Source organism: Streptomyces sediminimaris (assembly GCF_047049295.1).
In the GTDB taxonomy this organism is placed as follows: Bacteria; Actinomycetota; Actinomycetes; order Streptomycetales; family Streptomycetaceae; genus Streptomyces; species Streptomyces sediminimaris.
Genome location: NZ_JBJWOT010000001.1, coordinates 5,066,888 through 5,092,996, shown reverse-complemented (window position 1 = coordinate 5,092,996; position 26,109 = coordinate 5,066,888). Strand labels below are relative to the sequence as shown.

Below are 26,109 nucleotides of genomic sequence, written 5' to 3'. Positions count from 1 at the left end.
CGGCGGGGTCCGTACGACGGTGTCGTACGGACCCCTGCGTCCTCGCTGCGTCCGCGCGCCGCGCGGCACAGCCGTCACAGAGGACGGCCGAAGGGCCCGCGGGCAGCCGAAAGGGCCCGTACGACCGGAGTCGTACGGGCCCTTCAGAGTCCTGCCGGGTCAGCCCTCGCGGGCCAAGATCACTTGTTGATCTTGGTGACCTGGCCGGCGCCCACGGTCCGGCCACCCTCGCGGATGGCGAACTTCAGGCCCTCCTCCATGGCGACGGGCTGGATGAGCTCCACCTTCATCTCGGTGTTGTCACCCGGCATGACCATCTCGGTGCCCTCGGGGAGGGTCACCACGCCGGTCACGTCCGTCGTACGGAAGTAGAACTGCGGGCGGTAGTTGTTGAAGAACGGCGTGTGGCGGCCACCCTCGTCCTTGGAGAGGATGTAGGCCTGCGCCTCGAACTCGGTGTGCGGGGTGACCGAGCCCGGCTTGATGATGACCTGGCCGCGCTCGACGTCCTCGCGCTTGATGCCGCGGAGCAGCAGACCGACGTTCTCACCGGCCTGGCCCTCGTCGAGCAGCTTGCGGAACATCTCGATGCCGGTGACCGTGGTGGAGGTCTTCTCCGGCTTGATGCCGATGATGTCCACGGTCTCGTTGACCTTCAGGATGCCGCGCTCGATACGGCCGGTGACGACCGTACCGCGACCGGTGATCGTGAAGACGTCCTCGATCGGCATGAGGAACGGCTTGTCGACGTCGCGCTCCGGCTCCGGGATCGACTCGTCGACGGCCTTCATCAGGTCCAGGACCGACTGGCCCCACTCCTTGTCGCCCTCGAGCGCCTTCAGAGCCGAGACCTTGACGACCGGAACGTCGTCGCCGGGGAACTCGTACTCGGAGAGCAGCTCGCGGACCTCGAGCTCGACGAGCTCCAGGATCTCCTCGTCGTCCACCATGTCGGCCTTGTTCAGGGCGACGACGATGTACGGAACGCCGACCTGGCGGGCCAGGAGCACGTGCTCCTTGGTCTGCGGCATCGGGCCGTCGGTGGCGGCGACCACGAGGATGGCGCCGTCCATCTGAGCGGCACCGGTGATCATGTTCTTGATGTAGTCCGCGTGACCGGGGCAGTCGACGTGGGCGTAGTGACGGGTCTCCGTCTGGTACTCGACGTGCGCGATGGAGATGGTGATACCGCGCTGGCGCTCTTCGGGAGCCTTGTCGATCTGGTCGAACGCCGAGGCCTCGTTCAGGTCCGGGTACGCGTCGTGCAGCACCTTGGTAATGGCGGCCGTGAGGGTCGTCTTACCGTGGTCGATGTGACCGATGGTGCCGATGTTGACGTGCGGCTTAGTCCGCTCGAACTTCGCCTTCGCCACTGGGGTCCTCCTGTGGAGTGGTTCTGGTACGCCTTACTTCATCGGCGCCAGGTGATCTTTGCTGTCAGTGCCCGGGCCCCGGGGCATTCCCCCACGATTGGGGAGGAATGCCCCGGCAGGCTCCGGGGTCAAGCCTAAGGCGTGTGAACGCGGTGCGTTAACGCGGTGCGTTACTCGCCCTTGGCCTTCGCGATGATCTCCTCGGCGACGTTCCGCGGAACCTCGGCGTAGGAGTCGAACTGCATGGAGTAGCTCGCGCGGCCGGACGTCTTGCTGCGCAGGTCGCCGACGTAGCCGAACATCTCCGAGAGGGGCACGAGGCCCTTCACGACGCGGGCACCGGCCCGCTCCTCCATGGCCTGGATCTGGCCACGGCGGGAGTTGATGTCGCCGATGACGTCACCCATGTAGTCCTCGGGCGTGGTGACCTCTACGGCCATCATGGGCTCGAGCAGCACGGGGCTGGCCTTGCGCGCGGCCTCCTTGAAGGCCTGCGAACCGGCGATCTTGAAGGCGAGCTCGGAGGAGTCGACCTCGTGGTAGCCACCGTCGATCAGCGTGACGCGCACGCCGGTCATCTCGTAGCCCGCGAGGATGCCGAACTGCATGGCCTCCTGCGCACCGGCGTCCACCGAAGGGATGTACTCCTTCGGGATGCGGCCACCGGTCACCTTGTTCACGAACTCGTACGAGGCGTCGCCGCCCTCGATCGGCTCGATCGCGATCTGCACCTTGGCGAACTGACCGGTACCACCGGTCTGCTTCTTGTGGGTGTAGTCCACGCGCTCGACGGCCTTGCGGATCGTCTCGCGGTAGGCGACCTGCGGCTTGCCGACGTTGGCCTCGACCTTGAACTCACGGCGCATCCGGTCGACCAGCACCTCGAGGTGCAGCTCGCCCATGCCGCCGATGATGGTCTGGCCGGTCTCCTCGTCCGAGTGGACCTGGAAGGACGGGTCCTCCTCGGCCAGGCGCTGGATCGCGACGCCCAGCTTCTCCTGGTCGCCCTTGGACTTGGGCTCGATGGCGACCTGGATGACCGGCGCCGGGAAGTCCATGGACTCCAGGATGACCGGGGCCTTGTCGTCGCACAGCGTCTCGCCGGTCGTGGTCTGCTTCAGACCCATGACCGCGACGATGTCGCCGGCGCCCACCGACTCGATCTCCTCACGCTTGTTCGCGTGCATGCGGTAGATCTTGCCGATGCGCTCCTTCTTGCCCTTGACGGAGTTCAGCACCGAGGTGCCGGACACCAGGCGGCCCGAGTAGACCCGGACGAAGGTGAGCTTGCCGAGGTGCGGGTCGCTCATGATCTTGAAGGCGAGCGCGGACAGCGGCTCGTCCTCGGACGGCTTGCGCCTGACGACCGTCTCCGGGTCCTTCACGTCGTGGCCCTCGATGGCCTCGACGTCCAGGGGGGAGGGGAGGTAGCGCACGACCGCGTCGAGCAGGGGCTGGACGCCCTTGTTCTTGAACGCGGTACCGCAGAACACCGGGGTGACCGTGGTGTCCTGGGACTTGCCGGACGCGATGGTGATGCGGCGGATCGCGGCGTACAGCTGCTCCACGGTGGGCTCGGTGCCCTCCAGGTACAGCTCCATGATCTCTTCGTCGTTCTCGGCCACGGCCTCGAGCAGCTTGCCGCGGTACTCCTCGGCAGCCTCGACGTGGGTGTCCGGGATGTCGACGGTGTCGTACATCTCGCCCTTGGTGGCCTCGGCGGACCAGACCAGGGCCTTCATCGTCACGAGGTCGACGACGCCCTTGAAATCGGCCTCGGCCCCGATCGGCAGCTGCATCACGATCGGCTGAGCGCCCAGGCGGTCGGAGATCATGTCGACGCAGCGGTGGAACTCGGCACCGGTCCGGTCGAGCTTGTTGACGAAGCAGATACGCGGGACGCCGTAGCGGTCCGCCTGACGCCACACCGTCTCGGACTGGGGCTCGACGCCGGCGACGCCGTCGAACACCGTCACGGCACCGTCGAGCACGCGCAGCGAACGCTCCACCTCGACGGTGAAGTCGACGTGGCCCGGCGTGTCGATGATGTTGATGGTGTGATCGACGTCCTCCAGCGGCCAGTGACAGGTGGTGGCAGCAGAGGTGATCGTGATGCCACGCTCCTGCTCCTGCTCCATCCAGTCCATGGTGGCAGCGCCGTCGTGGACCTCACCGATCTTGTAGGAGACGCCGGTGTAGAACAGGATCCGCTCGGTGGTGGTCGTCTTGCCCGCGTCGATGTGGGCCATGATCCCGATGTTGCGGACCTTGGCCAGGTCAAGTGAAGTGGTAGCCATAAGGCTTCAGTCTTCTCTCGGTCTCGATGTGGGTAGCGACTACCAGCGGTAGTGCGCGAAGGCCTTGTTGGACTCGGCCATCTTGTGCGTGTCCTCGCGCTTCTTCACCGCGGCACCGAGGCCGTTGGAGGCGTCGAGGAGCTCGTTGAGCAGACGCTCGGTCATGGTCTTCTCGCGACGGGCGCGGGAGTAGCCCACGAGCCAGCGCAGCGCCAGGGTGTTGGCACGGCCGGGCTTGACCTCGACCGGGACCTGGTAGGTGGCGCCACCGACGCGGCGGGACTTGACCTCGAGGGTCGGCTTGATGTTCTCGAGAGCGCGCTTGAGGGTGATGACCGGGTCGTTGCCGGTCTTCTCGCGCAGGCCCTCCATGGCGCCGTAGACGATGCGCTCGGCGGTGGAGCGCTTGCCGTTCAGCAGCACCTTGTTGATGAGCGACGTGACCAGAGGAGAACCGTAGACCGGGTCGATGATGACCGGGCGCTTCGGGGCGGGGCCCTTACGAGGCATTCTTACTTCTCCTTCTTGGCGCCGTAGCGGGAACGGGCCTGCTTGCGGTTCTTGACACCCTGGGTGTCGAGGGAGCCACGGATGATCTTGTAGCGAACACCCGGCAGGTCCTTCACACGGCCGCCGCGCACGAGCACGATGGAGTGCTCCTGCAGGTTGTGTCCCTCACCCGGAATGTAAGCGGTGACCTCGATCCCGCTGGTCAGACGCACACGCGCGACCTTACGCAGGGCCGAGTTCGGCTTCTTCGGGGTGGTCGTGAACACACGCGTGCAGACGCCACGGCGCTGAGGGGAACCCTCGAGTGCGGGCGTCTTGTTCTTCTCGACCTTGTCCTGCCGGCCCTTGCGGACCAGCTGCTGGATCGTAGGCACTACTTCTCCGGTTTCTGTGTGCCGATGGGTACAGCTAACCTGGAACGTCACCGACCCACGCGGTCGGGTGTGTCGAATCCGGCGGACTCCCGCCGCGAGGCGAAAAGAGCACAGATTACGGTGGCCGCTCACAGCTCGCTATGCGGTTTGAAGGCACGCACGAGAGCCAGGGCACACCCCAGGCACAAGGTATGAGCGTACCTACCTCATTCGCTGCGGTCAAAACAAATGGGCCTCGCCCGCATCGCCGTGCGCCTCATGTCAAGACCATGCACGCGATCGGTCTCCGATTCACCGCGACGGCGGTCGTCATCCGGAGGCGAGGGCCACCGCGAACAGCAGCGTCAGCACCAGGGCCCAGCCGGCGGTCGACAGCCAGCCCAGCACCAGCCCGGTCAGGGCGAGCCCTTCGCCTGCCTCTCCGGTCCGGTCCATCTCGTTGCGTGCCGTGTGCCCCAGGATGACGGCGGGTATGCCCGTGAGCCCCATCGTCGGCACGCACAGCAGCCCGCAGACTGCGGCCCCGATCGCCTTGGCGTTCGTCTGCCGCCGGACGGCGGGCTGGAACGTCTGCGGCACGGCCGGGGAGACGGCAGACTGCGGCACGGGCCCCGTGGGCAGGTCGGCGACCAGCAGGGCCAGCTCCCCCACCGTACGCGCCGCATACGCCCGCGCCACGCGCTTCTCGAACTCGTGGTGCTCCAGCCGTCCCTCCCCGTAACCGGCTCTGAGCACGTCGACGGCGCGCTCGCGGTCGGCGTGGGAGGCGAGCATGGACGGGGTGTTCTGCGCCTGCCACGGCTGCCACGGCGTCGGGTACGACACGGACACCTCCCCCAGAGGCGGCTGTATGCCTTCATCATGCTCCAACGCGCTGATTTCGGCATCGGTTCCCGCGGTATCCCCCCGGCCTCCTCCCGTTGCCGGAGCCCGGCAACGGGAGCCCGCCCGACATGGCCCGGGACGGCCCCTCACGGCGGGCGCCCGCGCGACGCACGATGGGCCCCGGAGGGGAGGTCCCGTCGGACGTCCCGGTGGACGGACGGGGGTGGCCGAATGACATCCGGCAGCAGGGCGCCGTGGGGCAGATGTCTGGGGTACGGGCTGATCAGCGGGACGCTCGCCTTCGTGCTGCTCGGTCTTCTCCTGAGCCTGCTCCCGCTCGGCGACGGCGGGGCCGCGCTCCTCATGTACGTCGCCCTGGTGGTCCCGCCGGCCCTGTCCGCCCACCGGTTCGCGCCCGGAGGCGACCGCGGGAGGAGGCTCGAGCCGCGCCCCGCACAGAAGCCGTCCCTGCCCCGGCCGCCCCGGCGGACCGCCGGCGAGTCGGCCGACCGGGCCATCACCGCGTACGGAGAACTCCTGCGCCTGCACACCTACCGCCCCGGGCCGTGCTCCGATCCGGACGACCTCGCCGCCTACCGCACCGCCGTGGAGGCCTACGACGAGGCCAGAGCGAGCACCCCCGCCCGGGTGCCGGAACTCCTGGAACGCGGCCGGGCGGCCCTGGAACGCCTGGACACCGCACGCGTGGCGGGCACCGACATCGCCTGGACACGCGGCACCGGCGGCACCAGGGTCCGTGTTCCCAGGCCCGCAGAGGGCGGCCCCGCGCTGCTGGTCTTCGAGACCGACAACGCCTCCGGCAGCTTCTCGGTGCGCGACCGAGGCAGCACGGGCGGACGGCTCCGGGTACTGCTCAAGGGGGCGTTCGAACCCTCCCGGACGGGTCCCGGCCGAGCGCGGGTGCTGCTGCCGGAGCAACACGGTGCGGAGATGTTCCTGGACGTCTGGGCCACGGGCCCCTGGCGGATCGCGCTGCGTCCGCCCGGCGAGGCCCGACGGCTGGAGACGGGTGTGCCGCTGACCGGGCACGGCATCGAAACGGTGCTCAAGGACGACGGGTACCGTGCGGTCGAGATCGAGCACCACGGAACGGGCGCGTTCGCACTCCGCGAAGCCACCCGGACGTACCGCCCGGGCCGGCTGCTCGCCGAGGGCCGCGACCACGCCCGCCTGACGGTCGCCGTACCGGAGGGGCGTCGCGTCCTCCGCGTCGAGGCCACGGGGCGCTGGACCCTGCGCCTGGCCATCTGACCGGTCCCGAACTGACCGGTCCCGAAGTCTCTGCGGGGTGCACCCGCCCCGGGCCGCATACGCGTGTCGGCCACGGCGGCTGATCGCCGCCTCCCGGCAGACGCCGGCGCTCGGCACGTAGGCTCTGGCCCTCCTCCCCCTGGCCACGCCCTGCCCGGGCCCGGTGGCCGCCGTCCTGGGAGCCGAGGCGCCGGCACGCCGAGGGGCGGCCACCCCGCAAGGTGACCGCCCCTCGGTTCAAGCTGCCCGCCTACTGGTTGTACGGACCGTAGTCGTAGTCCTCCAGCGGAACGGCCTGGCCGGAGCCCGTGCCGAACGGCGAGTAGTCGATGTCGTCGTAGCCGACCGCCGAGTACATCGCGGCCTTGGCCTCCTCGGTCGGCTCGACCCGGATGTTGCGGTAGCGGGACAGGCCCGTACCGGCCGGGATGAGCTTACCGATGATGACGTTCTCCTTGAGGCCGATGAGCGAGTCGGACTTGGCGTTGATCGCCGCGTCCGTGAGGACCCGCGTCGTCTCCTGGAAGGACGCCGCCGACAGCCAGGACTCCGTGGCCAGCGAGGCCTTGGTGATGCCCATGAGCTGCGGACGGCCGGAGGCCGGGTGACCGCCCTCCTGGACCACACGACGGTTCTCGGTCTCGAACTTCGAGCGCTCGACCAGCTCGCCGGGCAGCAGCTCGGCGTCGCCGGACTCGATGATCGTCACCCGGCGCAGCATCTGCCGGATGATGATCTCGATGTGCTTGTCGTGGATCGACACACCCTGCGAGTTGTAGACCTTCTGGACCTCGCCGACCAGGTGGACCTGGACGGCGCGCTGGCCCAGGATGCGCAGCACGTCGTGCGGGTTGGTGGCACCCACGGTGAGCTTCTGGCCCACCTCGACGTGCTCGCCCTCGCTGACCAGGAGCCGGGCACGCTTGGAGATCGGGTACGCCGTCTCGTCGCTGCCGTCGTCCGGGGTGACGACGATCTTCTTCGTCTTCTCGGTCTCCTCGATCCGCGCGCGGCCGGAGGCCTCGGAGATCGGGGCGACACCCTTCGGGGTACGGGCCTCGAAGAGCTCGACGACACGCGGCAGACCCTGGGTGATGTCGTCACCGGCCACACCACCGGTGTGGAAGGTACGCATCGTCAGCTGGGTGCCGGGCTCACCGATGGACTGGGCGGCGATGATGCCGACCGCCTCACCGATGTCGACCAGCTTGCCCGTCGCCAGGGAGCGGCCGTAGCACATGGCGCACGTGCCGACCTGGGACTCGCAGGTCAGGATCGAGCGGGTCTTGACCTCCTCGACGCCGTTCGCGACCAGCTGGTCGATGAGGACGTCACCGAGGTCCACGCCCGCCGGGGCGAGCACCTTGCCGTCGACCACGATGTCCTCGGCGAGGCAGCGCGCGTACACGCTGGTCTCGACGTCGTCCGCCTTGCGCAGGACGCCGTCGGCGCCGCGCTCGGCGATCCTGAGGCGCAGACCGCGGTCGGTGCCGCAGTCCTCCTCGCGGATGATGACGTCCTGGGAGACGTCGACCAGACGACGGGTGAGGTAACCGGAGTCGGCGGTACGCAGGGCGGTGTCCGCCAGACCCTTACGGGCACCGTGCGTGGAGATGAAGTACTCCAGCACGGACAGGCCCTCGCGGAACGACGCCTTGATCGGACGCGGGATCGTCTCGTTCTTCGCGTTCGACACCAGACCACGCATACCGGCGATCTGACGCATCTGCATCATGTTGCCTCGTGCACCCGAGTTCACCATCATGAAGATCGGGTTGGTCTTCGGGAAGTTGTCGTTCATCGCCTCGGCGACCTCGTTGGTCGCCTTGGTCCAGATCGCGATGAGCTCCTGCGTGCGCTCGTCCTTGGTGATCAGACCGCGCTCGTACTGCTTCTGGACCTTCTCGTCCTGCGCCTCGTAGCCCTTGACGATCTCCTTCTTCGCCTCGGGAACGACGACGTCGGAGATGGCCACGGTGACACCGGAACGGGTCGCCCAGTAGAAGCCGGCCGCCTTCAGGTTGTCGAGCGTCGCCGCCACGATGACCTTCGGGTAGCGCTCGGCGAGGTCGTTGACGATCTCGGAGAGCTGCTTCTTGCCGACCTCGTAGTCGACGAACGGGTAGTCCTCGGGCAGCAGCTCGTTGAAGAGCGCCCGGCCGAGGGTCGTCCGCAGCCGGAAGCTGTCACCCTGCTGCCACTCCGGCTCGCCCTCCTCGCGCTCCGGCGGGGTCCAGCCGCGCGGCGGGATGGTGCCCACCGGGAAGCGGATGTCCACCTTCGACTGCAGCGAGAGCTCGCCGGCGTCGAACGCCATGATCGCCTCGGCCACGGACGCGAAGGAGCGGTCCTCGCCCTTGACGTCGCGCATCTCGCCGTCGGTGGTGAGGAAGAACAGACCGAGGACCATGTCCTGGGTCGGCATCGTCACCGGACGGCCGTCGGCCGGCTTGAGGATGTTGTTCGAGGACAGCATCAGGATGCGGGCCTCGGCCTGCGCCTCCGCGGACAGCGGCAGGTGCACGGCCATCTGGTCACCGTCGAAGTCCGCGTTGAACGCGGTGCACACGAGCGGGTGGATCTGGATGGCCTTGCCCTCGACCAGCTGCGGCTCGAAGGCCTGGATGCCGAGGCGGTGCAGGGTGGGGGCACGGTTGAGCAGCACCGGGTGCTCGGCGATGACCTCTTCGAGGACGTCGTACACGACGGTGCGGCCGCGCTCCACCATGCGCTTGGCGCTCTTGATGTTCTGCGCGTGGTTGAGGTCCACCAGGCGCTTCATCACGAACGGCTTGAACAGCTCCAGCGCCATCGCCTTCGGCAGACCGCACTGGTGCAGCTTCAGCTGCGGGCCGACGACGATCACGGAACGCGCGGAGTAGTCCACGCGCTTGCCGAGCAGGTTCTGGCGGAAGCGGCCCTGCTTGCCCTTGAGCATGTCGGACAGCGACTTCAGCGGACGGTTGCCGGGGCCCGTGACCGGGCGGCCGCGGCGGCCGTTGTCGAAGAGCGCGTCGACGGCCTCCTGGAGCATGCGCTTCTCGTTGTTCACGATGATCTCGGGCGCACCGAGGTCGAGAAGCCGCTTCAGGCGGTTGTTGCGGTTGATGACACGGCGGTACAGGTCGTTCAGGTCGGAGGTCGCGAAGCGGCCACCGTCCAGCTGCACCATCGGACGCAGGTCCGGCGGGATGACCGGCACGCAGTCCAGCACCATGCCCTTGGGGCTGTTGGACGTCTGCAGGAACGCGGAGACGACCTTCAGGCGCTTGAGCGCACGGGTCTTCTTCTGGCCCTTGCCGGTACGGATGATCTCGCGGAGCTTCTCGGCCTCCTCCTCGAGGTCGAAGGACTCCAGGCGCTTCTGCAGCGCCGCGGCACCCATCGAGCCGTCGAAGTAGGTGCCGAAGCGGTCGCGCAGCTCGCGGTAGAGCAGCTCGTCGCCCTCGAGGTCCTGGACCTTGAGGTTCTTGAACCGGGTCCACACCTCGTCGAGGCGGTCGATCTCGCGCTGCGCGCGGTCGCGCAGCTGCTTCATCTCGCGCTCGGCGCCCTCGCGCACCTTGCGGCGCACGTCGGCCTTGGCGCCCTCGGCCTCCAGCTCGGCCAGGTCGGACTCGAGCTTCTTGGCGCGGGCCTCCAGGTCGGCGTCCCGGCGGTTCTCGACCTGCTGCCGCTCGACGGAGACGTGCGCCTCCAGGGAGGGCAGGTCGCGGGTACGGCGCTCCTCGTCGACGTACGTGATCATGTACGCCGCGAAGTAGATGACCTTCTCGAGGTCCTTCGGCGCCAGGTCCAGCAGGTAGCCGAGGCGCGAGGGGACACCCTTGAAGTACCAGATGTGCGTGACGGGGGCGGCCAGTTCGATGTGGCCCATCCGCTCACGGCGCACCTTGGCGCGCGTCACCTCGACACCGCAGCGCTCACAGATGATGCCCTTGAACCGGACACGCTTGTACTTGCCGCAGTAGCACTCCCAGTCCCGGGTCGGACCGAAGATCTTCTCGCAGAAGAGTCCGTCCTTTTCCGGCTTGAGCGTGCGGTAGTTGATCGTCTCGGGCTTCTTGACCTCGCCGTGGCTCCACTGACGGATGTCGTCGGCGGTGGCCAGGCCGATCCGGAGCTCATCGAAGAAGTTGACGTCGAGCACTATGCGTCAATCCCTCTCAGGGTTGTAAGTCGTGGGGTCTGATACGGGGGTCCTGGGGCCGGCCGGAGGTTCCTCACCAGTTCCTCCGGCCGGAACTCCCGTCAGACCTCTTCGACGCTGCTCGGCTCGCGCCGGGACAGGTCGATGCCGAGCTCCTCCGCTGCGCGGAAGACATCCTCGTCGGTGTCACGCATCTCGATGGACATACCGTCGCTGGACAGCACCTCCACGTTCAGGCAGAGAGACTGCATCTCCTTGATGAGCACCTTGAAGGACTCGGGGATGCCGGGCTCGGGGATGTTCTCGCCCTTGACGATGGCCTCGTAGACCTTCACGCGGCCGGTGACGTCGTCGGACTTGATGGTCAGCAGCTCCTGGAGGGCGTACGCGGCACCGTAGGCCTCGAGGGCCCACACCTCCATCTCGCCGAAGCGCTGGCCACCGAACTGGGCCTTACCACCCAGCGGCTGCTGGGTGATCATCGAGTACGGGCCGGTCGAGCGGGCGTGCAGCTTGTCGTCGACCAGGTGGTGCAGCTTCAGGATGTACATGAAGCCGACCGAGATCGGGTCCGGGAACGGCTCACCGCTGCGGCCGTCGAACAGCCGCGCCTTACCGGTCGGGAGCACCATGCGCTCGCCGTCCCGGTTCGGGATGGTGTGGTTCAGCAGACCCGCGAGCTCGTCCTCGCGCGCCCCGTCGAAGACGGGGGTCGCGACGTTCGTGCCCGGGTCGACCTGGTCGGCGCCGATCACCTGGAGGCGCTGCGCCCACTCCTCCGCGAGGCCGGAGACGTCCCAGCCGCGGCTGGCGAGCCAGCCGAGGTGGATCTCCAGGACCTGTCCCGGGTTCATCCGGGACGGCACGCCCAGCGGGTTGAGGATGATGTCGACCGGGGTGCCGTCCTCCAGGAACGGCATGTCCTCGATCGGCAGGATCTTCGAGATGACGCCCTTGTTGCCGTGGCGGCCGGCGAGCTTGTCACCGTCGGTGATCTTGCGCTTCTGCGCCACGTACACGCGCACCAGCTGGTTCACACCGGGGGGAAGCTCGTCGCCCTCCTCGCGGTCGAAGACGCGCACGCCGATGACCTTGCCGGTCTCGCCGTGCGGCACCTTCAGCGAGGTGTCACGGACCTCACGGGCCTTCTCACCGAAGATCGCGCGCAGCAGGCGCTCCTCCGGCGTCAGCTCGGTCTCACCCTTGGGGGTCACCTTGCCGACGAGGATGTCGCCCGCGATGACCTCGGCGCCGATGCGGATGATGCCGCGCTCGTCGAGGTCGGCGAGGACCTCCTCGGAGACGTTCGGGATGTCCCGGGTGATCTCCTCGGGGCCGAGCTTGGTGTCACGGGCGTCGACCTCGTGCTCCTCGATGTGGATCGAGGAGAGGACGTCGTCCTGCACGAGGCGCTGCGACAGGATGATCGCGTCCTCGTAGTTGTGACCCTCCCACGGCATGAACGCCACGAGCAGGTTCTTGCCCAGCGCCATCTCGCCGTTCTGGGTGGCGGGACCGTCGGCGAGCACCTGGCCCGTGATGATCCGGTCGCCCTCGTTGACGATGACCTTCTGGTTGACCGAGGTGCCCTGGTTGGACCGGGAGAACTTGGCCAGGCGGTACGTGATGTACGTGCCGTCGTCGTTGGCGGTGGTGATGTAGTCCGCGGAGACCTCCTGGACCACACCGTCCTTCTCGGCCTTGACCACGTCGCCGGCGTCGACCGCGGAGCGGTACTCCATGCCGGTGCCGACGAGCGGCGCCTCGGACTTGATGAGCGGCACGGCCTGGCGCATCATGTTCGCGCCCATCAGGGCACGGTTGGCGTCGTCGTGCTCGAGGAACGGGATCATGGCGGTCGCGACCGACACCATCTGGCGCGGCGAGACGTCCATGTAGTCCACGTCGTCACCGGCGACGTAGTCGACCTCGCCGCCACGGCGGCGGACGAGGACGCGGTTCTCGGCGAAGCGCAGGTCGTCGTTGAGCGTGGCGTTGGCCTGCGCGATGACGAAGCGGTCCTCCTCGTCGGCGGTCAGGTAGTCGACGTCGTCGGTGACCTGGCCGTCCACGACCTTGCGGTACGGCGTCTCGACGAAACCGAACGCGTTGACCCGGCCGTAGGAGGCGAGCGAGCCGATCAGACCGATGTTCGGGCCTTCGGGCGTCTCGATCGGGCACATGCGGCCGTAGTGCGAGGGGTGCACGTCGCGGACCTCGAAGCCGGCCCGCTCACGGGAGAGACCACCCGGGCCAAGGGCCGACAGACGGCGCTTGTGGGTGAGACCCGACAGCGGGTTGTTCTGGTCCATGAACTGCGACAGCTGGCTGGTGCCGAAGAACTCCTTGATGGAGGCGACGACCGGCCGGATGTTGATCAGGGTCTGCGGCGTGATCGCCTCGACGTCCTGGGTCGTCATGCGCTCACGCACGACGCGCTCCATACGGGCCAGACCGGTGCGGACCTGGTTCTGGATGAGCTCGCCGACACTGCGCAGACGGCGGTTGCCGAAGTGGTCGATGTCGTCGGTCTCGACGACGATCGACTGGCCGCTGTCGCCGACCGTCTCGATCTCGCCCGCGTGCAGCTTCACCAGGTACTTGATCGTCGAGATGATGTCCTCGACGGTCAGGATGCCCGCGTCCAGCGGAGCGTCCGCGCCCAGCTTCTTGTTGACCTTGTAGCGGCCGACCTTGGCGAGGTCGTAGCGCTTGGGGTTGAAGTAGAGGTTCTCCAGCAGCGTCTGCGCGGCCTCGCGCGTGGGGGGCTCGCCCGGGCGCAGCTTGCGGTAGATGTCGAGCAGCGCGTCGTCCTGGCCCTGGGTGTGGTCCTTCTCCAGGGTGGCGCGCATCGACTCGTACTCGCCGAACTCCTCGAGGATCTGCTCGGTGGTCCAGCCGAGAGCCTTCAGGAGCACGGTGACGGACTGCTTGCGCTTGCGGTCGATGCGGACACCGACCATGTCGCGCTTGTCGATCTCCATCTCCAGCCAGGCGCCCCGGGACGGGATGATCTTGGCGGAGAAGATGTCCTTGTCGGACGTCTTGTCGATGGAGGAGTCGAAGTAGACACCCGGCGAACGGACCAGCTGCGACACCACGACACGCTCGGTGCCGTTGATGACGAAGGTGCCCTTGTTGGTCATGAGCGGGAAGTCGCCCATGAAGACCGTCTGGGACTTGATCTCGCCGGTCTCGTTGTTGGTGAACTCGGCCGTGACGAAGAGCGGGGCCGCGTACGTGAAGTCGCGCTCCTTGCACTCGTCGATGCTGTTCTTCGGCGGTTCGAAACGGTGGTCGCGGAACGTCAGCGACATCGACCCGGAGAAGTCCTCGATCGGGGAGATCTCCTCGAAGATCTCCTCGAGACCGGACTTGGTGGGGACGTCCTGACCGGACTCCAGAGCCTCCTCGACCCGACTCTGCCAGGCGGTGTTGCCGAGCAGCCAGTCGAAGCTCTCGGTCTGCAGCGCGAGCAGGTTGGGAACCTCGAGAGGCTCCTTGATCTTTGCAAAGGAGATGCGCAGCGGGGCGGTGCTGGCGCCGTTGTTCGTATTCGCGGTCGAGGCATTGCGCGAGGCGGCCAAGAGGGGGTCCTTCCGAGGGCTCGGACTCACTACGCGCGTACCGGTCCCTTGCCGGCGCACAGAGACAGATTCCCCTGAAGCGGCCATTCGGCCAGGTCAGGGACGGTCTGATCGTCGGTGCTGAGGCGAGGGCAGACCCCTGGTGACGGGCAGGGGACAGCTAACAGGCAGCGCAAAGGGTCAGTGTAGCCACTTGGCACACTGATGTCCAGCCCCGCTTTTTTCTGTGACCCTCGTTGTCCTCAACGCCCTCGGCATGCCTGCCCTCGATGCACGTTGATACTGCCCTCTTCGCCGCCGATCCATGCCTCGGATTCGGATCCTTGTGACGACGCGTCCTGAGAATTGCGCGCTGCGTGCGGTTCGTCAAGGCCCCCATGGCCCAAACCACATGTCAACTGGGGGGCCTTGGCACTTCTGCGGCACGACGAAGATCACCATACTCCGCGCACCGACCGGTGCAAGGCAGCCGCCGCCCGACGCCCGGGAACGCCGAAGAGCGACCACCCGGATGGATGATCGCTCTTCGGCACTCAGGCGTTACAGCCCTGGGGGCTGTGCGAGGTCTTACTTGACCTCGACCGAGGCGCCGGCGCCCTCGAGGGACTCCTTGGCCTTGTCGGCGGCGTCCTTGGCGACCTTCTCGAGAACGGGCTTCGGGGCGCCGTCCACGAGGTCCTTGGCCTCCTTCAGACCCAGCGAGGTCAGCTCACGCACGACCTTGATGACCTGGATCTTCTTGTCGCCGGCGCCGGTGAGGATGACGTCGAACTCGTCCTTCTCCTCGACGGCCTCGGCGCCGGCGCCGGCACCGCCGGCGGGGGCGGCGACGGCGACGGCCGCGGCGGCGGCGGTGACGTCGAACTTCTCCTCGAACGCCTTCACGAACTCGGAGAGCTGGATGAGGGTCATGCCCTCGAACTCGGCGAGCAGTTCGTCCTGGGTGAGAGCCACGATGGCTTTCCTTCCACTAATTCGGCTGGTGCCGGATGTACATGTCTGGCGGGCGTGCGCCTTGCGGCGTTACTGCGTAGACGTTCGGCCCGCTGCAACCTCTGCCTCGGGGCGGGAAGCCTCAGGCGGCGGTCGATGCGCGAGCCGAGTTACTCGGCACCGCCCTGCTCGTCCTGCTTGGCGCGAAGCGCGTCCACGGTGCGGACGAGCTTCGACGGGAGCGCCTGGAAGACCTGGGCAGCCTGCGTCTGCTTGCCCTTCAGGGCGCCCGCCAGCTTGGCGAGCAGAACCTCGCGGGACTCGAGGTCCGCGAGCTTCTTGATCTCGTCGGCGGACATCGCCTTGCCGTCAAGGACACCGCCCTTGATGACGAGGTTCGGGTTGTCCTTGGCGAAGTCACGAAGACCCTTCGCCGACTCCACCGGGTCACCGGTGACGAAGGCGACCGCCGTCGGACCGTTGAACAGGTCGTCGAGCGTCGTGATCCCGGCCTCGTTGGCCGCAATCTTGGTCAGCGTGTTCTTCACCACGGCGTACTGGGCGTTCTCACCGAGCGAACGACGCAGCGTCTTCAGCTGCGCCACGGTGAGACCCCGGTACTCGGTCAGCACGGCGGCGCTCGAGCTGCGGAACTGCTCCGTCAGCTCGGCCACCGCGGCAGCCTTGTCGGGCCTTGCCATAAGCGTCGGCCTCCTTCCGGGTGATGGGACCGCTCGGAAGGGGCTGGGGTAAACGAAACGCCCCGGCGCAGGCGCACGGGGCGTTGCTCGACCGGATTCCCCATGGACAGGGGCGTTCCGGGAGCACTTCCACAGTCACCTGCGCGGGTCGTCCGCGGTTCAGCGGATCCTTCGGCCACCGGGCCCTCTTGCGAGCGCACGGCAACGACCAGCGGTCTTTGGCTTCCGTAGGAGACTACGTGACCGGATCGCCGTCAGGCAAATCCGGTCCTACGGCGCTCAGCCGTTCTCCATCTCCTTCATCATCGCGGCCAGGTCGACGGTCTCCTTGGCGGGCGGGGCCGTGACGGTCACCGGCTTGTTGTAGTCGAGGAAGGTGATGGTCATGTCCATCGGGCCCTTGTCGGCGTCGCCGCGCATCCGGAACTGCCTGGTGTGGTCGTCGCCGTCGATCCACATGTCCATGGTCATCGAGTCGATGCCCATCTTCTCGTACTCCTTGAGGCTCTTCTCCCGCTCCTCGCGGACGGTCTTGTCCTCGTCCTTGAAGGAGGCCTTGAGGTCGGCGAAGGTGACCGTGCCCCGGTAGTGGGTGGTCTTGACCCCCTCGACGGTCTCGGTGCCGACCTTCTTCACGTCCTTGGAGCCGGTGAGGAAGGTGGAGTCGCTGGCCGGGTTCTGGTCGGCCTGGCCGGCGCCCAGCTGCTGGGCGTTCAGCTCCTTGTCGGCGCCGAGCGCGGACATGTCGAACTTGATCCAGGTCTTGCCGTCCATGTCCTTGGCCATGTCGGCGTTGCCGCCGATGTACATGGCCTTGTCCACGAGCCGGATCTCGACCGGGCCGTCGGCGCCCTTGCCCTGCGTCGTCATCTTCATGCTCATGGCCAGCGGCTTCATGCTCATCGCCGCCTCGCCGGAGATCTGTCCCTCCTCGGGGACCTTGCCGGTCATCCGGTAGCGCAGCGACGTGATCTTCTCGGTGTTGCTGGCCGCCTTGGCGATGGCTGCGGCCGGCGTCATCGCCGGCGACTTCTCCGCCTTGTCGCTCTTGTCGCTCTTCTGGCAGGCGACGGCTCCCCCGGCGAGCAGCAGGGCGGCGAGGCCGGCACCCATCGCTCTGCGGCGCACCGAACCACGAACGGCAGACTTCATCGATTCCCCCCAAAGGAATGCATGGCTGATACACAGTAAGGACGTGAGCCTAGCCTCAAGAGGTGGCAAAGGTCATCCCAATTCCCCGATGAACTTCTGCATCAGCTGTGTCAGGAGCCGCCGCCGGTCAGGTTCCGGTTCTTCAGCAGCTTCCTGAAGTCCTCGGTGTCCCCCGCCGGCGGCTCGGCGGCGGACGCCTTGACGCCGTAGTGGCTGTAGTACGCGGTCTGGCTGTACTCGCCCGCCGACATCCGGCCCTTCTCGATCTTCTTCACCAGCAGGTCCCGGCCGTCGATCCAGATGTCGACGGTCTCGGTGCTGACGCCCGCCTGGGTGAGCTGCCTGCGGAGACCGGCCAGCTGGCCCGCGGAGAGTCCGGAGTTCTTCCCGGCGAGGTCGGCGACGTCCACCGTGCCGGAGTAGTGCGTGGCCTCCACCCCGCGCACCTTCTCGGTGCCGACCTTCCTGACGTCCCCGGAGGCGAGCAGGAGCTTCACCGACTGGTTGGGCGTGGTGTTCTGCATCTGGTCCTTGAGGTAGGCGCCGGAGCTGCCGCCGAGGGCGGCGAGATCGGCGTAGCCGTACCGGATCCAGTGCCTGCCGCCCGCCTGCCGGGCGAACCGGTCGCCCATCCTGGCGTAGTAGGCGTCGGGCAGGTAGCGGGCCTCCATCGACGTGGTGCCGAGCCGGCGCATGGTGTCCGCCACGGAGCCCCCGGTGTACGTGATGGTCAGGTCCCCGGTGAGCCCGTCGGCCCAGCCGAGGGCGCCGTCGGCCTTCATCGACATCAGCGAGCCCATCGTGGTCGTCGATTCGACCTCGGCGGAGTCGGCGCCGCCGGTGGAGCGCTCGGCGCTGCGCAGCGCCGCGACGGGGCTGAGGCGGGCGGTGCCCGGGCCGGACGCCCGGTCGTCCTTGCCGCCGCCGGAGGAGCCCGAGAAGCCGCAGGCCGCCGTCCCCGACAGCGCGGTCACCACCGCGGCGGCCAGGCCCACTCGGCGCACCGTCGTGCTCTTCATCCGTCCCCCACCCCTGTGCGGTCGCTGTGTCTGCACGCTAACGCAGGGCACAGCCGCGTATCAGGAAAAGGGACGGGCCCCGCACCTTCGCAGGATGCGGGGCCCGCCCAAAACGCGCGTACGCGCGACGGCCGTCAGGATCAGACGGCGGCCGGGTCCTCCTCGACGAGGAGGTTGCGGGTGCGGTTCGGGTCGACCGGGATGCCGGGGCCCATGGTGGTGCTGACCGCGGCCTTCTTGATGTAGCGGCCCTTGGCGGCGGACGGCTTCAGACGGAGGATCTCCTCCAGCGCGGCGCCGTAGTTCTCCACCAGCTTGTCGTCGTCGAACGACGTCTTGCCGATGATGAAGTGCAGGTTCGAGTGCTTGTCGACGCGGAACTCGATCTTGCCGCCCTTGATGTCGTTGACGGCCTTCGTCACGTCCGGGGTCACGGTGCCGGTCTTGGGGTTCGGCATGAGACCACGGGGACCGAGCACCCGGCCGAGGCGGCCGACCTTGCCCATGAGGTCCGGGGTGGCGACGACGGCGTCGAAGTCCAGGCGGCCCTTCGACACCTCGTCGATCAGCTCGTCGGCACCGACGATGTCGGCGCCCGCGGCACGCGCGGCCTCGGCACGGTCACCGGTCGCGAAGACCAGGACCCGGGCGGTCTTACCGGTGCCGTGCGGAAGGTTCACGGTGCCACGGACCATCTGGTCGGCCTTGCGCGGGTCGACACCCAGGCGGAAGGCGACCTCGACGGTGCCGTCGAACTTGGTCGTGGAGGTCTCCTTGGCGAGACGGACGGCCTCGAGCGGGGCGTAGAGCTTGTCCCGGTCGATCTTCTCGTCCGCAGCGCGGAGAGACTTGCTGCGCTTGCTCACTGCTTCTCCTGGTGAGTCTTAGGAGTTGTGGTCCGGGCCGAGCAGGCCCCGCCACTTCTGCTGGTTTACGGGGGAGTTGGGCTCAGCCCTCGACCGTGACGCCCATGGAACGCGCGGTGCCGGCGATGATCTTCGCGGCGGCGTCCAGGTCGTTGGCGTTGAGGTCGGGGAGCTTGGTCTGGGCGATCTCGCGGACCTGCGCGTCGGTGATCTTCGCGACCTTGGTCTTGTGCGGCTCGCCGGAGCCCTTCTCGATGCCCGCGGCCTTGAGGATCATCTTGGCGGCCGGCGGCGTCTTGGTGATGAAGGTGAAGGAGCGGTCCTCGTAGACCGTGATCTCCACCGGGATCACCCAGCCACGCTGCGACTCGGTCGCGGCGTTGTACGCCTTGCAGAACTCCATGATGTTGACGCCGTGCTGACCCAGCGCGGGGCCGACCGGCGGGGCCGGGTTGGCGGCACCGGCCTGGATCTGGAGCTTGATGAGCCCCGTGACCTTCTTCTTCTTGGGAGGCATTGCTCTCCGGGTCCTTTCGGTTCGGGTCCTGCCTGCACACGGGGACCACCCGAACGCAGGCATACCGCACAACGATAACGGGTATGGATGCGCGGCCAAAAACCGAGCAGGTCAGGCGAACGTGCGAGCGCTCGCCTGACCTGCTCGGAAGCTGTTTCCGGACGAAGCTAGTTCTTCTGGATCTGGTCGAAGGAGAGCTCGACCGGCGTCTCGCGGCCGAAGATCTCCACCAGGCCCTTGACCTTCTTCGAGTCCGGGTTGATCTCGTTGATGGTCGCCTGGAGCGTGGCGAAGGGACCGTCGGTGACGGTGACCGAGTCGCCGACCTCGAAGTCCAGCACCTGGACCTCGACCTTGCGCTGCGGGGCCGGCTTGCCCTCGGCCTCGGCGGCCTCGCGGGCGGCCTTCTCCTCGGCCTCCGGGGCGAGCATCTTGACGATCTCGTCCAGGGTCAGCGGGTAGGGGTCGTAGGCGTTGCCCACGAATCCGGTGACGCCCGGGGTGTTGCGGACGACGCCCCAGGACTCGTTCGTCAGGTCCATGCGGACCAGGACGTAGCCCGGGAGCTTGTTCTGCTTGATCGTCTTGCGGTCGCCGTTCTTGATCTGGACGACCTCTTCCTGCGGCACCTCGGCCTGGAAGATGTAGTCCTCGACGTTCAGCGAGACGGCGCGCTGCTCCAGGTTGGTCTTCACGCGGTTCTCGTAGCCGGCGTAGGTGTGGATGACGTACCACTCGCCGGGCAGAGTGCGAAGCTCCTCGCGGAGGGCCGTGATCGGGTCGACCGGCTCGGCCTCCTCCTCGGCGGGCTCCTCCTCGGAAACCTCTTCACCGGCGCCTTCGTCGGAAGGCTCTTCCCCGGCGGCCTCGTCGGAAGACTCTCCCCCGGCGGTCTCCCGCTCCTCGTCCACAACCTGCAGGGCGGCCTCCTCGGCGGGGTCGCCCGCCTCGGCCTCGGCAGCCTCGAACTCGTCCTTGTCGTCCGCACCCTCGACGATGTCCAGCTCGTCGTCCACGGACTGGTCCGGCTCGATGGCGTCGTCGTTCAGGTTCGTGTCAGACACGGTGGCTGCTTCTTCCTGGATACATAGGGGTGGAACATGCGAAAGGAGCGCCGGGTACCTCGGCGCCCTTCGCTCTCGGCTCAGCCGAAGACGTACTTGGCCGCGTGGCTGAGGCCATAGTCAATCACCATCACCAGGCCGATCATGATGGCGACGAAGAAGATCACCACGGTGGTGTACGACGTCAGCTGGTTGCGCGTGGGCCAGACGACCTTGCGGAGTTCGGCGATGATCTGGCGATAGAAGAGCCCGAGCCGCTTGAACGGACCCTTCTTGGCCCGCTTGCCGCCCTTGCGGGCCTTCTTCGGCTCCTGCGCCTCGTCCTGGGCGTCAGGCGTGTCGATGGAGCCCACGGCGTCCGCCATTCGTCCTCACCTGTTCCCGGGTCGTGGCCGTGCCGCGCCCGGTCTGAGCCGCACGGCGTTGCGTTGCTGGACGTTCATGCGCACACCTGGCGAAGGTGTGTGTAGCAGGGCCGGAGGGACTTGAACCCCCAACCGCCGGTTTTGGAGACCGGTGCTCTACCAATTGAGCTACGACCCTTTGCGTGTCCCCCAACGTACCGCATCCGGACGGGTGCTCGGTGTGCACCGTCCGCGGCGCGGCAGCTGATGGCCAACGAGGTGAGAGTGTACGTGGTCCGAAGCGCCCCGTCGAACAGAAAGCGCCCGTGGGGGCTTTGGGAGCACGGGACGGACCGGAAATGGCGGAAGATCACCCAGGCCACCGATGGATTCCGGACGGGTGTTCAACGGCCGACCCCTGGATGTTCAGTCTGTGAAACCCGCGTGCCGCGCCGGTTTCCGGTCTGAAACGATGGGTCCCATGAGCGCTGCAACCCCTCCCACCGAGCGCCGGGTCTCCGCCCGAGTCGGCGCGATCTCCGAGTCCGCCACCCTCGCCGTGGACGCCAAGGCGAAGGCTCTCAAGGCCGCCGGGCGGCCGGTGATCGGCTTCGGCGCCGGTGAGCCCGACTTCCCGACTCCGGACTACATCGTCGAGGCCGCGATCGAGGCCTGCAGGAACCCGAAGTACCACCGGTACACGCCGGCCGGCGGTCTGCCCGAGCTGAAGTCCGCGATCGCCGCGAAGACGCTGCGCGACTCGGGCTGGGAGCCCGACGTCTCGCAGATCCTCGTCACCAACGGCGGCAAGCAGGCGATCTACGAGGCCTTCGCCGCGATCCTCGACCCGGGCGACGAGGTCATCGTGCCGGCGCCGTACTGGACGACGTACCCGGAGTCGATCCGGCTGGCGGGCGGGGTCCCGGTGGAGGTCGTCGCGGACGAGACGACCGGCTACCGCGTGAGCGTGGAGCAGCTGGAGGCGGCCCGCACGGAGAAGACGAAGGTCGTCCTCTTCGTCTCGCCGTCCAACCCGACCGGCGCGGTGTACTCCGAGGCCGAGACCGAGGCGATCGGCCGCTGGGCCGTCGAGCACGGCCTGTGGGTGCTGACCGACGAGATCTACGAGCACCTGGTCTACGGCGACGCGGTCTCGGTGTCCCTGCCGGCGCTGCTGCCCGAGCTGCGCGAGAAGTGCGTCGTCGTCAACGGAGTCGCCAAGACGTACGCGATGACCGGCTGGCGCGTGGGCTGGGTCATCGGCCCGAAGGACGTCGTCAAGGCGGCCACCAACCTGCAGTCGCACGCCACGTCGAACGTGTCCAACGTGGCACAGGTGGCGGCGCTGGCGGCCGTCTCCGGCGACCTGGAGGCCGTGGCGGCGATGCGCGAGGCCTTCGACCGCCGCCGCAGGACCATCGTGCGGATGCTCAACGAGATCGACGGCGTGGTCTGCCCGGAGCCCGAGGGCGCCTTCTACGCGTACCCCTCGGTCAAGGACCTGCTCGGCAGGGAGATCCGCGGCAAGCGCCCGCAGGACACGGTCGAGCTCGCCGCGCTGATCCTGGAGGAGGCCGAGGTCGCGGTCGTCCCGGGCGAGGCGTTCGGCACGCCGGGCTACCTGCGGCTGTCGTACGCCCTGGGTGACGAGGACCTCGTCGAGGGGGTCAGCCGGATCCAGAAGCTGCTGGCGGAGGCGAAGGCCTGACGTCCGCGCCACACAGGGGCTGACGCGCCGGTTCCGGCGCGCCGGCCCCTGTTTCTTTGGGTTTCTTTTCAGTGGTTGGACTGGTTGCAGTGGTTGGACTGGTTGCAGTGGTTGGGCTGGTTGCAGTGGTTGGGCTGGTTGCAGTGGTTGGGCTGGTTGGACTGGTTTCACGGGTTTCACTGGCCGGGCCATCTGGTTTCTTTGTGCGAGCAAGACCACGTACGGGGAATCCGCTACCGGGACGGCCAGGACGTACGGCAGGATCCTGGGATGCTGAGCTCTTCAGAGGGACACCCCCCGAACCCCCCATGTGTACGTGATGTCTCTGAGCTGCCGAAGGCCCATCTGCATCTGCACTTCACCGGGTCGATGCGGCCCACCACTGTCCTGGAGCTGGCCGACAAGTACGGCGTGCGGCTGCCCGAGACGCTGGCCGAGGCGCTGACCAGCGGGGAGCCGCCGAAGCTGCGGGCGACGGACGAGCGGGGCTGGTTCCGCTTCCAGCGGTTGTACGACGCCGCGCGCTCGTGTCTGCGGCAGCCCGAGGACATTCAGCGGCTGGTGCGGGAGGCCGCCGAGGAGGATCTGAGGGACGGCTCGGGCTGGCTGGAGATCCAGGTGGACCCGACGTCGTACGCGCCCCGTCTGGGCGGTCTCATCCCCGCGCTGGAGATCATCCTGGACGCGGTGGACACGACGATGCGGGAGACCGGCCTGGGCATGCGGGTGCTGGTCGCCGCGAACCGTATGAAGCACCCGCTGGACGCCCGCACGCTGGCCCGCCTCGCGGTGCGGTACGCGGAGCGGGGTGTGGTCGGCTTCGGCCTCTCCAACGACGAGCGCCGCGGCATGGCGAGGGATTTCGACCGGGCGTTCGCGATCGCGCGGGAGGGCGGTCTGCTGTCGGCCCCGCACGGCGGTGAGCTGACCGGCCCCGCCTCGGTCCACGACTGCCTGGACGACCTGCGCGCCCACCGCGTCGGGCACGGTGTGCGGGCGGCGGAGGATCCGCGGCTCATGGCGCGGCTGGCGCGCGAGGGCGTCACCTGCGAGGTGTGTCCCGCCTCGAACGTGGCCCTGGGCGTGTACGAGAAGCCGGAGGACGTCCCGCTCAGGACGTTCCTCGACGCCGGTGTCCCGATGGCGCTCGGCGCCGACGACCCCCTTCTGTTCGGCTCCCGGCTGGCCGCTCAGTACGAGATCGCGCGCCGCCACCACGGCTTCACGGACGAGGAGCTGGCGGAACTGGCCCGCCAGTCGGTACGGGCCTCCGCGGCACCGGAGGACGTGAAGGCGAAGCTGCTCTCCGGCGTCGACGACTGGCTCGGGGCCCCGGTCGGCTGAAGCGCGCACAGGGCGGGCAGGGCCGGCCGGGCGGGCCGGGCGGGCCGGGCGGGCCGGGCGGGCCGGGCGTACAGCCGTCCTTGGTGCAGGCGTGCTCGGTACGGGCGTGCTCGGTACGGGCGTGCTCGGTACGGGCGTGCTCGGTACGGGCGTGCTCGGAACGGGCGTGCTCGGAACGGGCGTGCTCGGTACGGGCGTGCTCGGAACGGGCGTGCTCGGAACGGGCGTGCTCGGTACGGGCGTGCTCGGTACGGGCGTGCTCGGTACGGGCGTGCTCGGTACGGGCGTGCTCGGTACGGGCGTGCTCGGTACGGGCGGCCTCGGTACGGGGCAGGCGGTGCGGGGCGGGGGCGGAAGCCGTGGAGACTCAGTCGCACGGGAACGGGGTGAGCGGGGCGGCCGTGCGGCGCGACGCGGCCGGTCAGGCCTCCGGCGTTGTCCTCACGCCGGAGCCTCGGCGACGGAGATTCCGGCGGTCAGCGTGCGGGCGAGGCGGCGGGCGAAGTCGTCGGCCGGCGGTGGCGTACCGGTCTCCGTCGACTCGTACGCGAACGCCCGCTGGGCACAGGCGCCGAGGAGGAGGGAGGCCGCGGCGAAGGTGTCGGCGTCCGGGCGGACGCGCCCGAGTTCCTGCTCGGCGCGCAGATAGGTGTCCAGCCCCTGGATCGGCATGTGCGGCCCGGTGCCCATCTTCCGCATCGCGTCGTCGTGCCGCCGCTTGAGCTGGGTCTCCGCGTAGAGCGAGGCGGCGATGGGGAAGCTCTGCTCGTAGAAGAGGGCGGCCTGACGGGCGATCTCGGTGAGGTTCTCCTCCAGCGTGCCCTGGCCGGGCTCGGCGGCGAGGCTGCTCAGCAGGGGCGTCAGCCGGGGCAGGCGCTCCGACAGGACGCGGATGAACAGCTCCTCCTTGTTCGCGAAGTGCTTGTAGAGCGCAGCCTCGGAGCAGCCCGCCGCCCTGGCGATCTCCTTGGTGGTGGTGCGGGCCAGCCCGACGGTGAGCATCAGCTCGTGAGCGGCATCGAGGATGCGGACCCGGGCCGGTCTGGTCTCCATGGCACGTCCAATCAGACTTGACGGGTGGGTGAGTGCTTACTCACTCTAGTGGAAAGTGTGGTGAGTGAATACTCACCCACCCATCCACAGGGCCCCTCCCAGGTTCCTCCCCCATACGGGCACCCAGAGGACACCTAGAGGGCACCCACCCACGAACTGAGAGCACGGGAGTACTCATGAAACTCACCGTTTTCGGCGCCACCGGCGGCATCGGGCGGCAGATCGTCCACCAGGCCCTGGACGCGGGCCACGAGGTCACGGCGGTCGTGCGGGATCCGGCGCGGCTGTCCGTGACGGGCGAGCGGCTGGAGGTGTTCCGGAACGACCTGACCGACGCGCGGTCCTTGCGTCCGGCGGTGGCCGGCCGGGACGTGGTCCTGTCCGGCCTCGGAGCGCGCAGGCGCAAGGACGCGGGGGTCGCGGCCCGGCTCACCCGTACGGTTCTGGGTGCCATGGAGGCCGAAGGGGCGCGGCGGCTGCTGGTCGTGAGCGCCGGGCCGGTCGGGCCGGCGCCCGAGGGCGAGGGGCTGCTCGACCGCACCGCGCGCGGGATCGTCTCGGCCCTGCTGAAGGACGTCTACGCCGACCTGCGCGAGATGGAGGCGGAGCTGGCCCGCAGCGCCACGGACTGGACGGTGGTGCGGCCGCCGCGACTGCAGGACAAGCCGGTCACGGGTGTCTACCGGACGGTGGTGGGCGGCTTCCCGGCCGGGGGCAGGTTCATCGCGCGCGCGGACGTGGCCCACGCGATGCTGGCGATGGCCGGCGACAAGGAGACGGTGAAGCAGGGAGTGGGCGTGGCCTACTGAGACCGCCTCGCGAGGCCGGTCACCGAGGCGCCCAACGAGGCCGCCGCTGAGGCCGCGCCCATGAGACCGCCCGCTGAGGCCGCCCATTGAGGCCGCCTACGACGACGGACGGCGATCACGGACCATGATCACGGGTCACGATCACAGACGGTGATCACGGACAGCGCTCACGGCCCCGGCCGCGCCCTTCGTCGCGGCCGCGGAGACCTCG

General features: G+C 68.2%; 20 protein-coding genes and 1 tRNA gene. 4 read left to right on the top strand and 17 right to left on the bottom strand.

All coding sequences use genetic code 11. The annotated features are described in order from the left end of the window. Positions 1–179: 179 nt before the first annotated feature. The 5 genes from tuf to ACJ9NR_RS23765 all read right to left on the bottom strand — a co-directional run bounded on the left by tuf (position 180) and on the right by ACJ9NR_RS23765 (position 5,379). On the bottom strand, positions 180–1,373 hold the full coding sequence (gene tuf, locus ACJ9NR_RS23785) for an elongation factor Tu (RefSeq protein WP_412494358.1): 1,194 nt from the start codon (positions 1,371–1,373) through the stop codon (positions 180–182). A 170-nt stretch (positions 1,374–1,543) separates the two neighbouring features. After that, positions 1,544–3,670: an elongation factor G gene (gene fusA / locus ACJ9NR_RS23780; protein WP_412494357.1), complete on the bottom strand. Its 2,127-nt coding sequence runs from the start codon at positions 3,668–3,670 to the stop codon at positions 1,544–1,546. A 39-nt stretch (positions 3,671–3,709) separates the two neighbouring features. Continuing rightward, positions 3,710–4,180, bottom strand: coding sequence for a 30S ribosomal protein S7 (rpsG, locus tag ACJ9NR_RS23775; protein WP_003998848.1), 471 nt, complete (start codon positions 4,178–4,180; stop codon positions 3,710–3,712). 2 nt (positions 4,181–4,182) lie between these two features. Next, positions 4,183–4,554, bottom strand: a complete 372-nt coding sequence (gene rpsL / locus ACJ9NR_RS23770; protein WP_003948652.1) for a 30S ribosomal protein S12 — start codon at positions 4,552–4,554, stop codon at positions 4,183–4,185. A gap of 309 nt (positions 4,555–4,863) precedes the next feature. Beyond that, on the bottom strand, positions 4,864–5,379 hold the full coding sequence (locus tag ACJ9NR_RS23765; protein WP_412494356.1) for a DUF1707 and DUF4190 domain-containing protein: 516 nt from the start codon (positions 5,377–5,379) through the stop codon (positions 4,864–4,866). A gap of 231 nt (positions 5,380–5,610) precedes the next feature. On the opposite strand from ACJ9NR_RS23765, the gene ACJ9NR_RS23760 reads away from it, so the two are divergent. Continuing rightward, positions 5,611–6,651 (top strand): hypothetical protein, encoded by a 1,041-nt coding sequence (locus ACJ9NR_RS23760; protein WP_412494355.1) that lies wholly within the window; start codon positions 5,611–5,613, stop codon positions 6,649–6,651. A gap of 250 nt (positions 6,652–6,901) precedes the next feature. Here ACJ9NR_RS23760 and ACJ9NR_RS23755 read toward each other — a convergent pair whose 3' ends face one another. The 11 genes from ACJ9NR_RS23755 to ACJ9NR_RS23705 form a co-directional block, all read right to left on the bottom strand. Continuing rightward, positions 6,902–10,801 (bottom strand): DNA-directed RNA polymerase subunit beta', encoded by a 3,900-nt coding sequence (locus ACJ9NR_RS23755; protein WP_412494354.1) that lies wholly within the window; start codon positions 10,799–10,801, stop codon positions 6,902–6,904. Between the two features lie 101 nt (positions 10,802–10,902). Continuing rightward, positions 10,903–14,388: a DNA-directed RNA polymerase subunit beta gene (gene rpoB / locus ACJ9NR_RS23750; protein ID WP_412494353.1), complete on the bottom strand. Its 3,486-nt coding sequence runs from the start codon at positions 14,386–14,388 to the stop codon at positions 10,903–10,905. A 567-nt stretch (positions 14,389–14,955) separates the two neighbouring features. Beyond that, positions 14,956–15,345, bottom strand: a complete 390-nt coding sequence (gene rplL / locus ACJ9NR_RS23745; RefSeq protein WP_412494394.1) for a 50S ribosomal protein L7/L12 — start codon at positions 15,343–15,345, stop codon at positions 14,956–14,958. Positions 15,346–15,491: 146 nt separating this feature from the next. Continuing rightward, on the bottom strand, positions 15,492–16,022 hold the full coding sequence (gene rplJ, locus ACJ9NR_RS23740) for a 50S ribosomal protein L10 (protein ID WP_412494352.1): 531 nt from the start codon (positions 16,020–16,022) through the stop codon (positions 15,492–15,494). Positions 16,023–16,301: 279 nt separating this feature from the next. Further along, positions 16,302–17,174, bottom strand: coding sequence for an SCO4651 family lipoprotein (locus ACJ9NR_RS23735; RefSeq protein WP_412494351.1), 873 nt, complete (start codon positions 17,172–17,174; stop codon positions 16,302–16,304). A gap of 110 nt (positions 17,175–17,284) precedes the next feature. After that, on the bottom strand, positions 17,285–18,193 hold the full coding sequence (locus tag ACJ9NR_RS23730; protein ID WP_412512735.1) for an SCO4651 family lipoprotein: 909 nt from the start codon (positions 18,191–18,193) through the stop codon (positions 17,285–17,287). Between the two features lie 140 nt (positions 18,194–18,333). Beyond that, a complete protein-coding gene (gene rplA, locus ACJ9NR_RS23725; RefSeq protein WP_412494349.1) occupies positions 18,334–19,059 on the bottom strand; it encodes a 50S ribosomal protein L1 in 726 nt (241 codons plus the stop codon). Between the two features lie 82 nt (positions 19,060–19,141). Next, a complete protein-coding gene (gene rplK, locus ACJ9NR_RS23720; RefSeq protein ID WP_412494348.1) occupies positions 19,142–19,576 on the bottom strand; it encodes a 50S ribosomal protein L11 in 435 nt (144 codons plus the stop codon). A gap of 167 nt (positions 19,577–19,743) precedes the next feature. Beyond that, a complete protein-coding gene (nusG, locus tag ACJ9NR_RS23715; RefSeq protein WP_412494347.1) occupies positions 19,744–20,640 on the bottom strand; it encodes a transcription termination/antitermination protein NusG in 897 nt (298 codons plus the stop codon). Between the two features lie 80 nt (positions 20,641–20,720). Continuing rightward, entirely contained in the window at positions 20,721–21,005 is a 285-nt protein-coding gene (gene secE / locus ACJ9NR_RS23710) for a preprotein translocase subunit SecE (protein WP_412494346.1), read from the bottom strand. A gap of 105 nt (positions 21,006–21,110) precedes the next feature. Continuing rightward, positions 21,111–21,183, bottom strand: a tRNA-Trp gene (locus ACJ9NR_RS23705). A gap of 282 nt (positions 21,184–21,465) precedes the next feature. Between ACJ9NR_RS23705 and ACJ9NR_RS23700 the strand changes: the two genes are divergently transcribed. Together ACJ9NR_RS23700 and ACJ9NR_RS23695 are read left to right on the top strand one after the other, a co-directional pair. Next, the gene (locus ACJ9NR_RS23700) at positions 21,466–22,692 is read left to right on the top strand and encodes a pyridoxal phosphate-dependent aminotransferase (protein ID WP_412494345.1); all 1,227 of its coding nucleotides are present in this window, start codon (positions 21,466–21,468) and stop codon (positions 22,690–22,692) included. A gap of 270 nt (positions 22,693–22,962) precedes the next feature. Next, on the top strand, positions 22,963–24,036 hold the full coding sequence (locus ACJ9NR_RS23695; RefSeq protein WP_412494393.1) for an adenosine deaminase: 1,074 nt from the start codon (positions 22,963–22,965) through the stop codon (positions 24,034–24,036). Positions 24,037–24,477: 441 nt separating this feature from the next. Here the strand turns inward: ACJ9NR_RS23695 and ACJ9NR_RS23690 are convergent, their stop codons facing one another. Next, a complete protein-coding gene (locus ACJ9NR_RS23690) occupies positions 24,478–25,089 on the bottom strand; it encodes a TetR/AcrR family transcriptional regulator (protein WP_412494344.1) in 612 nt (203 codons plus the stop codon). Positions 25,090–25,265: 176 nt separating this feature from the next. Here ACJ9NR_RS23690 and ACJ9NR_RS23685 point away from each other — a divergent pair, with 176 nt between their 5' ends. After that, entirely contained in the window at positions 25,266–25,898 is a 633-nt protein-coding gene (locus tag ACJ9NR_RS23685) for an NAD(P)-dependent oxidoreductase (protein ID WP_412494343.1), read from the top strand. Positions 25,899–26,109 lie beyond the last annotated feature (211 nt).